The 12,766-nt window shown below is 63.2% G+C and carries 12 protein-coding genes and 1 tRNA gene; 4 read left to right on the top strand and 9 right to left on the bottom strand.

From position 1 onward, the window contains the following. Positions 1 to 11: 11 nt before the first annotated feature. Positions 12 to 1,238, top strand: coding sequence for a mandelate racemase/muconate lactonizing enzyme family protein (locus BW975_RS08175; protein ID WP_076532574.1), 1,227 nt, complete (start codon positions 12 to 14; stop codon positions 1,236 to 1,238). 8 nt (positions 1,239 to 1,246) lie between these two features. Here BW975_RS08175 and BW975_RS08170 read toward each other — a convergent pair whose 3' ends face one another. The 8 genes from BW975_RS08170 to BW975_RS08135 form a co-directional block, all read right to left on the bottom strand. Further along, a complete protein-coding gene (locus tag BW975_RS08170) occupies positions 1,247 to 1,672 on the bottom strand; it encodes a PACE efflux transporter (protein ID WP_076532572.1) in 426 nt (141 codons plus the stop codon). A 22-nt stretch (positions 1,673 to 1,694) separates the two neighbouring features. After that, positions 1,695 to 2,624, bottom strand: coding sequence for an AEC family transporter (locus BW975_RS08165; protein WP_076532570.1), 930 nt, complete (start codon positions 2,622 to 2,624; stop codon positions 1,695 to 1,697). 4 nt (positions 2,625 to 2,628) lie between these two features. Further along, the gene (locus BW975_RS08160; RefSeq protein WP_076532568.1) at positions 2,629 to 3,453 is read right to left on the bottom strand and encodes an MBL fold metallo-hydrolase; all 825 of its coding nucleotides are present in this window, start codon (positions 3,451 to 3,453) and stop codon (positions 2,629 to 2,631) included. Further along, entirely contained in the window at positions 3,453 to 4,256 is an 804-nt protein-coding gene (locus BW975_RS08155) for a TatD family hydrolase (protein ID WP_076532566.1), read from the bottom strand. Before BW975_RS08155 ends, BW975_RS08160 begins: the two co-directional genes overlap by 1 nt. A gap of 7 nt (positions 4,257 to 4,263) precedes the next feature. Next, entirely contained in the window at positions 4,264 to 5,388 is a 1,125-nt protein-coding gene (locus BW975_RS08150) for a DNA polymerase III subunit delta' (RefSeq protein ID WP_076532564.1), read from the bottom strand. Next, the gene (tmk, locus tag BW975_RS08145; protein ID WP_076532562.1) at positions 5,385 to 6,011 is read right to left on the bottom strand and encodes a dTMP kinase; all 627 of its coding nucleotides are present in this window, start codon (positions 6,009 to 6,011) and stop codon (positions 5,385 to 5,387) included. The genes BW975_RS08150 and tmk overlap by 4 nt, the downstream gene beginning before the upstream one ends. Next, complete coding sequence (locus BW975_RS08140) at positions 6,008 to 7,201, bottom strand: D-alanyl-D-alanine carboxypeptidase family protein (protein WP_076532560.1); 1,194 nt, start codon at positions 7,199 to 7,201, stop codon at positions 6,008 to 6,010. Before BW975_RS08140 ends, tmk begins: the two co-directional genes overlap by 4 nt. A gap of 69 nt (positions 7,202 to 7,270) precedes the next feature. Continuing rightward, positions 7,271 to 8,173, bottom strand: a complete 903-nt coding sequence (locus tag BW975_RS08135) for an SPOR domain-containing protein (RefSeq protein WP_076532558.1) — start codon at positions 8,171 to 8,173, stop codon at positions 7,271 to 7,273. A 308-nt stretch (positions 8,174 to 8,481) separates the two neighbouring features. Here BW975_RS08135 and BW975_RS08130 point away from each other — a divergent pair. Further along, positions 8,482 to 8,571, top strand: a tRNA-Ser gene (locus BW975_RS08130). A gap of 506 nt (positions 8,572 to 9,077) precedes the next feature. Here BW975_RS08130 and BW975_RS08125 read toward each other — a convergent pair. Next, the gene (locus BW975_RS08125; protein WP_076532556.1) at positions 9,078 to 9,995 is read right to left on the bottom strand and encodes a hypothetical protein; all 918 of its coding nucleotides are present in this window, start codon (positions 9,993 to 9,995) and stop codon (positions 9,078 to 9,080) included. A 647-nt stretch (positions 9,996 to 10,642) separates the two neighbouring features. Here BW975_RS08125 and BW975_RS17920 point away from each other — a divergent pair. After that, on the top strand, positions 10,643 to 10,939 hold the full coding sequence (locus BW975_RS17920; protein ID WP_139194202.1) for a hypothetical protein: 297 nt from the start codon (positions 10,643 to 10,645) through the stop codon (positions 10,937 to 10,939). Positions 10,940 to 11,208: 269 nt separating this feature from the next. Next, the gene (locus BW975_RS08120) at positions 11,209 to 12,765 is read left to right on the top strand and encodes a trimethylamine methyltransferase family protein (RefSeq protein WP_076532552.1); all 1,557 of its coding nucleotides are present in this window, start codon (positions 11,209 to 11,211) and stop codon (positions 12,763 to 12,765) included. Position 12,766 lies beyond the last annotated feature (1 nt).

Genomic DNA, 12,766 nt, shown 5'->3' with positions numbered 1-12,766 from the left:
GAGCGCACGCAATGCGTCTCAATCATCTCGACATCATCGTCACCTCGCCCCCCGCCCCCGGTTGGGGCGGGCGCTACTGGATCCTCGTCAAGGTGACCACCGATACCGGCATCATCGGCTGGGGCGAATGTTATGCCGCAAGCGTCGGCCCCGAGGCGATGCGCGCCGTGATCGAGGATGTGTTCGAGCGGCACATGGCCGGTGAGAACCCCGAGAATATCGAGCTGATGTTCCGCCGCGTCTATTCCTCGGGCTTCACGCAGCGACCCGACCTGACCGTGATGGGCGCGTTTTCGGGACTGGAGATCGCCTGCTGGGACATCCTCGGCAAGGCGTATGATCGCCCGGTGCATGCCCTTCTGGGGGGCCGCGTCAATGACCGCATCCGCGCCTACAGCTATCTCTATCCCCTGCCCCATCACGACGAGGACGCGTTCTGGTCCTCTGCCGACATGGCCGCCGAAAGCGCGGCGCAGCTGGTGGATGAGGGCTATACAGCCGTGAAATTTGATCCCGCAGGCCCCTACACGCTGCGCGGCGGGCATATGCCCTCGCGGCGCGACATCGCGCAATCGGTGGCCTTCTGCGCGGCGATCCGCGAGGCGGTGGGCGACCGGGCGGATCTGCTTTTCGGCACGCATGGGCAGTTCACCACCGCGGGCGCCATTCGCCTCGGCCGTGCCATCGCGCCCTATGATCCGCTTTGGTACGAGGAGCCGTGCCCACCCGATAATGTGGGCGCATTGGCCAAGGTGGGCGCCGCCACCGGCCTGCCCATCGCCGTGGGCGAGCGGCTGACCACCAAGGCCGAGTTCGCGCCCGTTCTGCGCGATGGCGGCGCCGCGATCCTGCAACCCGCCTTGGGCCGCGCGGGGGGCATTTGGGAATGCAAGAAGATCGCGGCCATGGCCGAGGTCTATAATGCGCAGGTGGCCCCGCATCTATACGCCGGGCCCATCGAGTGGGCCGCGAATGTGCAACTGGCGGCCAGCATCCCGAACCTTCTGATGGCCGAGACGATCGACACCGGCTTTCACCGCGCGCTGATCCAGAGCAGCATCACCATCACGGACGGCTACATTGATGTGCCTGAGGCGCCCGGCCTTGGCATCGAAGTGGACGAGGATCTGGCCCGCGCGCATCCTTGGCGCGGCGAGGGCCTGCATCTGGAAATGACCGAGGAGCCAGTGAATTACCACGGCCCCAACGCGTTCAAGGGGGGCGGGGTGCGCGACTAGGTCCGCCTTCAGGGGCGCGGCGCTTCGGGCACCGGAAAGACGATGTCGTAGAGCCAGTTATAGCCAAAAGCGAAGACGAGATAGAACAGCGATATCGCCACATCCATCAGCAACGCCTCGATCAGACCGATCTGGAGGTAAAGCGCGATGAAGGGCACGAGTATGGTCAAAAGCCCGATCTCGAACAGCACCGAATGCCCGACGCGCAGCCACAGCCCCTTGCGCGTATGGCCGACGCGCGCTTGCATCACTCGGTCGAACAGCAGGTTATAGACATAGGTCCAGAGCGTGGCGAGCGTGGTGCTGACCACCGCGATCACGCTCATATCCCGCGTCGCGAGGCCAAAGAGCCAGCCGCCGAAGCCGATGACGATGGCAAGGCCGACCGCCTCGAACATGACCGCGTGGCGAATCCTGTCGCGCGTGGTTCGCATCAGAAATGCTTTCGGCGGGTTATCACGGCAAAAGCCCCAGCCAGACCCATGTCGTCAGGATCGAGAGCGCGGTACCGATCAGCACGGCCGAGGCCGCAACCCGCCGCGCGGCGCAATACATGTTGGCAAAGATATAGGCGTTGATCCCCGGCGCCATTGCACCGGTGACGACGGCGCTTCGAATGGCGTTCTCGGGCAGGCTCAGCACGGTGCCAAGGGTGAAGGTGATCGTGGGATGCGCGATCAACGCGATCACGCAGACCATGGCGATCACCCGCAGGTCTCCCTCGGGCTTGTACTGCACCAGCACACCGCCCAGCCCGAAGAGTGCCGCTGGCAGGGCCGCGCGCGCGATCAGGTCAAGCCCGCTCTGCAGCGGCGCGGGCACCGTGAGGCCACTGAGATTGACGATCACGCCCAGCCCGATCCCGATGATCAGCGCGTTCGAGAACATGGCCTTCAACACCTTGCGTGCCACTTGGGCAGAGCCGCCCCCGCCCGAGCGCGCAATCTCCATCGCCGTGATGCCCACGCCGTAGCAAAAGGGCGAGTGCAGCGCGATGATGGCAAAGTTCGCCTCCAGCGCATCCGCGCCATAGGCGCGCTCGGTGATAGGCAGGCCCAGAAGGACCGAGTTGGAAAAAAGACAGCAGAAGCCGATTGCGATCGCGTCCTCCCAGCGGCGGCCAAAGACCAGCCGCGCGCCGAACATACCAAGGAAGAACCCGGCCAGCGCGCCCGAATAGAAGCTGAAAAGCAGCGGGAAATTGAAATTCTCGCCCAGATCCAGCTGCGATATCGCGGTGAAGAGCAGGCAGGGAATGGCGAAATTCTGCGTAAAGCGGATCAGGCCCTCGACGCCCGACTGCGCGAACCAGCCGCGCCAGACCACCAGATACCCTGCCCCGATCACAACGAAAACGGGCAGGACGACGTCCAGAAGTGCGCTCAAGTCCCTACCCCGCCTTCGGCACGTCGAATGTCAGTGTCATGCCATCATAGGCCACGTCGATACCCTCCGGCAGCTCGGCCAGAAGCGTGCGGTAATCCATATCCGTGTGCATGTTGGTGATGACGCCCCGGCGCGGCGCGGCGCGGGCCAGCCATTCCAGCGTCCGCTCCAGATGCAGATGCGTCGGATGCGGCTTGCGGCGCAGCGCGTCGAGGATCCAGGTGTCGAGGCCCTGCACCTTGTCCCAGCACGCGGCGTTCATATCGGCCACATCGGGCAGATAGGCAACATCGCCCACGCGGAATCCCAGCGCCATCATGGCGCCATGCTCGACCTCGAAGGGGCTGAGCGTGATCGCACCGCCGGCGCCCGTCACGGTGATGTCGCCATCGATCGTGTTCATGTCCAGAATGGGCGGATAGCTCGACCCTTGGGGCTGAACGAAGGCGTAGCCGAACCGCTCCATCAGGGCGGCTTGCGTCGCGGGCTCGGCCCAGACCGGCAGGCGGCCGGGCGAGTTGAAGACAATGATACGCAGATCATCGAGGCCGTGGCAGTGATCGGCGTGGCTATGGGTAAAGACAACCGCGTCCAGCGTGCCGATACCGTGGCGCAAAAGCTGCTCGCGCATGTCGGGCGAGGCATCGATCAAAACGCGGGTGAGGCCGCCATCCGCGCCCTCCTGCTCGATCAGGATCGAGCAGCGCGTGCGGCGGTTGCGCGGCTCGGCGGGGTCGCAATCACCCCAGTTGCCACCGGGCATATCCGCCAGACGCGGCACGCCACCGGACGAGCCGCAGCCAAGGATGATGAACCTGCGTGTCGTCATCAGCCACGCCCCTCATAGGCCGCGACCTTGGTAAAAAGCCGGTCGAAATTGGCTTGTGTCTGGGCGGCGAATTTGGCCCAGTCCATGCCCATCGTCTCGGCGCCCTTTCGGGCCGTATGCGCGGTATAGGCCGGCTCGTTCCGCCTGCCGCGATGGGGCGGAGGGGCAAGATAGGGCGCGTCCGTCTCGACCAAGATACGGTCCCGCGGAGCGGCAGCAAAGATGTCACGCAGATCGCCCGACTTGGGAAAGGCCGTGATGCCGGACATGCTAAGGTAGAACCCGAGATCCAGAGCCTTTTCAGCGAGTTCCGCGCCGGAGCTAAAGCAATGCATGACGCAGGCATAGGCGCCTTGCGCGTGCTCTTCGGCCAGGATGCGGGCCATGTCCGCATCCGCATCCCGCGCGTGGATGATCAAAGGCAGGCCTGTGCGGCGCGCGGCCTCGATATGGATGCGCAGGCTGGTCTGCTGCACCTCGGCACTCTCGGCGGTGTAGTGATAATCCAGCCCCGTCTCGCCGATGCCGACAAATTTCGGGTGCTGCGCCAGCGCCACCAATTCGTCAACGCTCACCAGCGGCTCGTCCGCCGCGCTCATCGGGTGGGTGCCGGCGGCGTAGAATACCGGCGCATGCGCTTCGGCGATGGCGCGCACCTGCGGCTCCTGCCGCAGCCTGGTGCAGATCGTCACCATGCGCGTGACGCCAGCGGCAACGGCGCGGTCCACGACGTCGGGCAGCTCCTCGGCGAAGTCTGGAAAGTCGAGGTGGCAGTGGCTGTCGGTGATTGTAATTTCAGTCATGCGCCCCTCAGGCGGGCTGACCCGCCGCCGTCTTTTGTATTCTGAACACGGTATCTAGGACGAGTGAGGCAGGGTCAAGGTTGACCGCCCGGCCATGGCGCATCCGCGTCCCCACATCCTGCGCGCAATCGGCCCAGGCGCGGGCGGCGGCCAGATCGGGCGCGGCGCGGGTCAGCATCTCGGCCTCGCCGGGGGCGGCCTCGGGGCTGGGCGCCGCGCCGGTTGCGCCGGTCTGAGCCATGCGGCCCAGGATCAGCTCGATCATCCAGATGAGCAGGGTCAGCTTGTCCTCGGCGCCGCGCTGTGCGGCGGCATTGGCCAGTGCCAGCGCGCGAGGGCGATCGACATTCGGCAGATCCGACAAGAGCGTGACCAGCTGCGCATAAAGCTCCAGCCCGCCGAGGTTGATCAGGCGCACCGCCTCGCCCACCGACCCGCCCGAGAGCGCGGCCAGCGCGGCGGTCTGTGCGCCCGTCTCGGCCCCGGCCTGCGCCAGCGCCGCGGCCATGTCATCTGCAGTGAGCGGTGGCAGGCGCAGCTCGCGGCAGCGCGATCGGATCGTGGGCAAGAGGCCGGAGGGCTGATGGCTGATCAGAAAGAATGTCGTGCGCGCGGGCGGCTCCTCCAGCATCTTGAGAAGGGAGTTGGCGGCGGTCACATTCATCTCATCCGCCGCGTCGATGATAACGGCGCGGCGGCCGCCATCGGCGCTGGAAAGCATGAGGAAGTTGTGCAGGCTGCGCACATCCTCGGCGCGGATCACGTCACGTAGGCGTTTGGTATCTTCGTTGATCTGGCGCGTGATGTGGAACAGCTGCGGCTCGGACCGGGCCAGGATGCGCCGCGAGACCGGATGATCGGGCGATATATCAAGGGTATCGGGCGCGGGCGGCGCGCCGAACATGCCGTCCTCCCCTTCATCATGGGCCAAAAGGAACCGCGCCGCGCGCCAGGCAAATGTCGCCTTGCCCACGCCGCGCGCGCCGGTCAGAAGCCACGCGTGATGCAGGCGGTCGTCGTTGTAAGCGGCCAGAAACGCCGCCTCGGCGGCGCCCTGCCCAATCAGCTGCGCTGTCTCGCGCGGGTGGGGCGCGCCTTCGATGCGGTCAGGCTGCGGGGCGTCGTCGCTCATGCGGCCCCCAGCCGGGCCATGACGGCGGCGCGCACATCGGCGGCCACGGCATCCGGCGCGCGCGCGCCATCGATGACCGCAAAACGGCCCGCAAATTCCTTGGCCAGCGCGAGAAAGCCGTCGCGCATGCGCTGCTGCATCTCGCCGCCGAACGCCTCGAACCGGCCCTCGCCGCCCCGCTCGATCGCGCGGGCAAGGCCGGTTTCGGCATCGATGTCGATAAGGATGGTCAGATCCGGCTCCTGCGCGATCATCAGATCGTGCAGCGCATCTACGCTGGCGCGCAAGCCCGGCCCGCGCAGGCCCTGATACATGCGCGTCGAGTCGGCGAAGCGGTCGCAGATCACGGTGCGCCCCGCCTCGAGCGCCGGGCGCACCGTCCGCTCCAGATGGTCGCGCCGCGCGGCAGTGAAAAGCAATAATTCGGTCTCGGGCGACCACCGATCCGGCGCGCCGTTCAGCACCAAAGCGCGGATTTCTTCGGCGCCGGGGCTGCCACCCGGCTCGCGCGTCAGGATCGCCTCATGGCCTTCGGAAGCCAGATGATCGTGCAGCATCCGCGCTTGCGTGGATTTGCCCGACCCGTCTATCCCCTCGAAACTGACGAAGAGGCCATGCGTCACAGCGTGCCCTCGGGCCCCTGCTGCAACCGCTTGATCAAAAGGCTGGACACTGTCTTGAGCCGGATGGCGAAACCGCCCCGCGCCACATCCGATCCGGCCAGCAGCGGTACGCGCGTCTCGGGCATGCCCTCGGGGCGCACGATCAGCTCGCCCACCTTGGTGCCCGCAGTGATGGGCGCCTCAAGCGGGCCGTCATAAATCACCTCGGCCGCGACCTTGTCATCGCCCAGAACGGGGAGCAGCATCGTCAGATCGTTTTCGGTAACAAGACCCACGCTGTCCGTCTCGCCCATCCAGACATCTGCGCGGGCGACATCCGTGCCTGCCTCGACCAGCGTGTTTTCGGCGAATTGGCGGAAGGCCCAGTTGACAATGGCCTCGGATTCCTCGGCCCGCGCCTGCGCGGTCTCCAGCCCCGAGACGACAAAGATCACGCGCCGGTCGCCCTGCTTGGCCGAGCCGGTCAGGCCATAGCCCGCCGCCTGCGTGTGTCCGGTTTTCAACCCGTCGGCGCCAATGCCGAGATTGAGGATGGGATTGCGGTTCTGCGTGTTCTGAGGCGCACGTCCGTCGAACTCGAATTCGGTCTCCGCGAACATCGGATAGAATTCGGGAAAATCCTGAATGATATGGCGCGACAGCAGCGCGAGGTCGCGCATGCTCATCACGTGGTTCGGCGCGGGCCAGCCGTTGGAATTGGCAAAGCGCGAATTGGTCATGCCCATCTGCTGCGCGCGCTGCGTCATGAACCGGGCAAAGCCCGCCTCGGTGCCGTCGGGGCTGAGCGCCTCGGCGATGACGGCGCAAGCGTCGTTGCCCGAGAGCACGATGATGCCGCGCAGCAGATCCTCGACCTTGACCCGGTCGGTCGTGTCCAGAAACATGGTCGAGCCGCCATAGCTCATCGCGTGGCGCGAGACGGGCAGCTCTTCGGAGAGCGACAGGCGCCCGTCGCGGATCGCCTCGAACGCGACGTAGAGCGTCATCAGCTTGGACATCGACGCAGGCGGCAGGGGCTGATCTGCGTTCTTGTCGAGCAGAACGGTGCCGGTGCCGACATCGACTACATAGGCCGCCTCGGCCGCGGTATCGAAGGCCGATACGGGCGCCGAAAGGCAGGCAAGTGCCAACCCCGCGGCCAGCGCGTTACGCAGTGATGTGAGCGGGCTCGAGGTCCGGGCGTGGTGCATCTGTGTCTTGCTCCGTCGTCTGGTATCTGAGGGGGCGGCGCCCGAGGACGCCGACCCTTTCGTCATGTCCTAGTTGCTGACCGCATAGGCATCGTCAAAGCCGACGCCCTTGATCTTGGTCAGAAGCGCCGCGCGCTCGGCCTCGGTCTGGGCCGGGCCGACGATGACTCGCCAGAAGGTCTTGCCTTGGCTGCCCTCCTTGCGGACGGTGGGCACCATGCCAGCCTGGCGCATCGCGGTTGCCGTATTCTCGGCATTCTGCTCGACCGAGAAGATGCCGATCTGAATGAAAGGCCGGCTGAGATCCGAACTGGCGGGCGCGCTGGCCACGCGCGCGGGCTGCGGCGCGGCCTCGGAGGCGCCGGGCGCTGCGGCGGCTTGCGGGCGCACCTCATCAGCTTCGTCAATCGCGGCGGCGGCACCGGCCACCGGGTCTAGCGAGCTGGTTTCGACCGTGCCGGGCGCAAGCGTCTGAGTCCCGTCATCGAGCGCAGCCTCCTCCGAGACGTCCGCCACCGGCGCTTCCTCGCGGCGAAGCGCGGTCACGTTGAGCTGTGCGGGCGCGCCGGCCAGCATTCCCAACGCGGCGGCGGCGTCGGACGACACTTGGAACGCCGGACCCGGATTGGCCCGCTCGCGCCGGAAGAGCGCGCCGATCACGAATTTCGAATTTGCGGTATTGCGAATGATGACACGCTCGGGCTCTTTGACGTCCGGATGCGCCACCCAAACGCCGCCCAGCGACGGGCGCCCGTCCCAAAGGCCCTTGTCGGTGACCTGAAATACGTTCGGCGCCTCGACATCACGCTCGACCAAGCGCACCGATGAGGCATCGCCCGAGACCGATGCAGGCTCGGACTTGCCCGCAAACATGCCGCCCATATCCTCGCATCCCGCGAGGGCCAGAGCCATCGCGCCGCCACATGCCGCCTTGCGCCATCCCGGCGCATTGCCTGCCCTAAGAATTCCCATGCCTCGCCCCTTGCCTGTCTTTCGTGCCCCGCGTTCCGCTGCCTCCTCGTGCCCGGATGGTCAGACCTTGCCATTCCCGGATCGAGGCGGACGCACCGCGCCAGCATCCACGGTCGTTGCCGCGTGCGCGCACTCTAGCTAACCGCACCAGTCAAGAAAAGCACACAGTGCCCCCCGCGAACGCATTCGGCGGAATTCCCCAAATTCGGCGCAGTGTCGTCGCGCCAGACACCTCTCGCGGCCGAAGCCGTATTTGACGCAAAGAGACACTTTCAGAATCGCGCGGCGCCGCCTAAACGGGTGTCGTCGGAGGAGTGGCAGAGTGGTCGAATGCACCGGTCTTGAAAACCGACGAGGGTGTAAGTCCTCCGTGGGTTCGAATCCCACCTCCTCCGCCACCTATCTGTGAAAACGCTCTGCGATAATTCACTGTGAGCTCGCCATATCTCGACCAACCCATCATGCGGGTTGCGCGTGATGGCCACTCACTGCGATGTGTCGCTCCTTTCGCCAGACATGGCTACCGCACGCACATGAACAAGCCGTCGCGCGCTTCCAGCGTTTTGCTACCGGCTTAGTCCAGGGTCTTCACGGATCGATTACCGAGCTTCTCGGGTGGTGAACGGTCACTCGCGGCGCCTCGCACCAAAGGCAGCAATACGCAGATAGCGATTTTTGCGAAGGCCGGGCGGCCTTCCTGTCGCGAATTTTCAAGCCAAGCGCAGCAAGTGACGGGCTAGAGCCTAATTCACTGGATGCCGCGCAGTGTATGAATGCGTGCTAAGTGTCTGCCAGACTGCAAAGGAAGCGCCTCTTTCTTCATTGCCCAGATCGCCGGCGTAAGCGCCCAAACGCGCAGCTGAATGACCGATCAGAACGTGATCAGCCGCGTTGGCGCCGTGGCTTACCTGGAATTTTCGCGGACATTCCAATAATGCAAGACCCGCGAAAATCCGTTTATCCAATTGGCGCGTTCGTCAACGCTCAATTCGAATGGCTCGAATTTGTTATTCAACGTCACGCGATAAAAACCCGCCCCATCAAGTTGGCAATTTGGTGCTTCAAACTGAATGCGATGATAGCCAAGAGCATTCAGCTCAGGCGTGATGATCATGTCCAGGCAACTGAGAGGCCGCCCGTTTTTTTCTTTTGTCGAAGCAATGCGCTGAAATCTGTATCCCTCATCAATTTCAACCCAAAAAAAATGATACTTTCCTTCCTCCACCGTTCCTTGTTTCTTTAACAGGGGAATGTCTGCGGTAAGCACGGCCGCAAGGTCTTTGTCCGGACGGGTCGCGATGGAAAAAGGATCAGGAAACTCAAAGCTTTCAATCTCAGCCCCAGCAGGTGATGCCAGAGACAGAACCGCAATTGAGCGGGCAAGAAACGCCGCATCTGCCTCAAATCGACTTTGCTGATTTGCCGTGATGTTCAAGGAGCGGGGAACGGACTTTCCCAACTGAACGACCTTTAGTTCATCTAGCGTTCCGTCACACATCAGATCTTCTGCGATAAACCTACCCGTCGTAGGAACCGTCTCCTCAATGATGCAGAGGTCTTTGAGGTCCTCGCCAGCGCCAATATCCAAGCGGAACTCGCTACCATTGATTTTTAAGGCAACTTCCCAATTGGGAATAAAGAGAGATGCCAGAGTAAAAGGTTTCGATCGCGCAAATTCAGCAACATAGCGGATGGAGTCCCGAGCATCAGGCTCGTCACCAAGCGCAACGGTCGGAATGCACAAGAGGAGAGCGGCAATGGCTGCTTTGATGCGGCGGCCGATGCGCGTCCGAAAGTCTTCTTCTGATTGTGCAGGTCTCATCGGGGTTATCTCTCTCAGCCAACATATTCCAAGTGGAGTGTCTGATTTGACATCTTTTCGCTGTTTTGCGCTGCAATCAAGCCTGGCACGTCCGCTATTCGGTAATACCGCCATCTGACGCGCGATCCGAGCGTGAGTTCCGGTCTCCAAATCAGGATTGATAGGGTTTTTGGTCCGATTGCGTCCAATCCGGGTGTCTGTCGGCAATCCGCCTGCAATGCCGTGCAGACCGAGCACCTCATCCAGTTCACGGACGACGACTGTAATGCCTTGAACGGGCCGTGCGCACTAGGCTGGATTATCAGCTCGTGCAAAATGCTGCGGGACGACATCTGGGAAAGTTGGGCTCGCATCTGTCAATCAGTGTGTAGAGCACAAAGGCCACAGCGTAGCAGGGTTGCAGCGCGCCGAGCGTCGATCTCAAGACCACTTGGAGGAGGAACGCACCCACGAGCCTTAAGGCGGATGCGCTGCGTTCTTGTTGCGATGGAACAGGCCTCATCAAAGACGTGGGCGAATGTTTCTGCGGTCAGAATATGCTGGAGCAGAACCTCTGACCGGTCCGTGTTGGTCATCGGGCAACGCATGATCTCCTGCCGGGGCTGGATCAGGATCGCGGTTCCGGAAATGTCGCAAATGGTGGTGTCGTGCGGGTAGTTCTTGCGCCGTATTTTGTCGATCTCGACAGTCCGATCGTCATCGATATCGACGGCCTTCCACTAGCCGAACGAAACGCGCAGAGCGCGCTGGATCGTGCCATTAAAGCAGACCTGAGTATTCTGCGTGGTTTCCTATCGCAGCTCAGGCACGAAGATCAGGATGATGGCCGTGGCGCAATCCTCGATCAATTCATCTCTTGCAGACATCGCCCGGCTAAAACCACACGTCGGGACCAGCGCCGAACAGGTGATCCGCGTGACGTTCAAGGGCTTGCAGTGGCCTGACAAATCAGCACGCGCGGGCCAAAGTCCATCTGTGGCAGAGCGATTGGCGCAAGTCCCCTGCCCCCAAGAGACGCTGAACGCAGTTTTGGGACGGCATGCCGCCATTCTCTGCGATCGTCTTCAATGTCCGAACTCAGCTTTTGCACAGTGCAGTCGATCTACCGTGCGAGACGGCGCTATTCATGTCGTTTCTCGCACCCACATTTCGCAATCATCCCTGACTTCTTGCAGAGGCCCGGCCAGTATCTGTGAAACGAGGAGGCTCTGCCATGAATGTCCAGCCCGCCAAGACCCGATCCCGCGCAGGGGGCCGCTCGGCCCGGCGCACCCTGCGCAGCACCCGCGATATCACAATGCTGCCGGGACTCTCGAACCGGCTCCCATTCTGCGAACTGATGGACGGCGCACATGTCGAAAAGATTGACGCGGCCTCGATGGATATTCTCGAGAATGTCGGCGTCATCTTCAGGGATGACATCGCCATTGCGGACTGGAAACGCGCTGGTGCGAAGGTCGTCGGAGATCGGGTTTACCTCGACCGGGGTCTGGTGCGGGCGTTGATCGCCTCGATCCCGTCGGACTTCACCTACCGCGCGCGAAACCCCGCCAATAACGTGCGGCTGGGCGGCCGGCATGCGGTCTTCGTGCCAATGACCGGCGCGCCCTATTTGCGCGATCTGGATGATGTGCGGCGCAATCCGACTTTGGGTGACCTCGCCATGTTTCACAAGCTCAGCCACATGAGCCCGGCGCTGCATTCCACCGCGCATCATATTGTCGAGCCCTACGACCATCCGATCAGCCAGCGTCACCTGCGCATCACTTATTCGTCGATGAAGCATTCGGACAAGATGTTCATGGGCATGACCACCTCGCCCAAGAACGCCGAGGATGTGATGGAGATGTGCGCGGTTCTCTTCGGGGAGGACTTCCTCGAGGATCACCCCGTCACCACCGGTAACTGCAACGGCAACTCACCGCTGGTCTGGGACGAGACGATGCTGGGGGCGATGCGCGCCTTCTGCAAACGCAATCAGCCGGTGCTGTGCTCGCCCTTCGTGCTGGGCGGGGCGAACACGCCCGCGTCCGTCCCCGCGACAGTCGCACAGCTGAACGCCGAGGCGCTGTCGGCGCTGGCCTACACGCAGTTCATCCGCAAAGGTACCCCGGCGATCTATGGTCACTACCTGTCGACCGTCAGCATGAAGTCCGGCGCCCCGATGGCGGGCACGCCGGAAATTAGTTTGATGAACTTCATGATCGGGCAAATGGCGCGGTTCTATGGTGTGCCGTGGCGCACCTCGAACACCCTGGGCGGGGCCAAGACATTCGACGCTCAAGCCGGCTATGAGAGCGCCACGACGCTGTCAGCCGTCATGCATTCGGGTGCGAATTACATCTGGCATTCGGCGGGCTGGAACGAGGCCGGGATGCACTGCTCGGTCGCGAAGTTCATCGTCGATGCCGAGCAATGTGCCATGGCCTATCGCATGGCCCAAGGGCCGCAGTGGGACGATTTCGACGAGGCACTGGCTGCTGTTTCGGATATCGGGCCGGGCGGGCACTACCTTGGCCATCCGCATACGCTGGAGAATTTCCAACGGGCCTATTTCATGCCGGAGATGTTCGACAACAACTCGGTCGAACAATGGGTTGCCGACGGCTCGAAGGAGATCACCGAGCGCGCACTGGAGCATGCACGCATGTTGCTGTCGGAGTATAAGGAGCCAAAGCTGGACGAAGCGAAGAATGAAGCGTTGCTGGACTACATCGCGCGACGCGAGCGCGAGATCCCGGCGGCCGATGCCCTGAACCAGGAGTATTGAG

It is taken from the genome of Roseovarius nanhaiticus, assembly GCF_900156535.1.
Lineage (GTDB): Bacteria > Pseudomonadota > Alphaproteobacteria > Rhodobacterales > Rhodobacteraceae > Roseovarius > Roseovarius nanhaiticus.
This window is presented reverse-complemented; position numbering and strand designations above follow the sequence as displayed.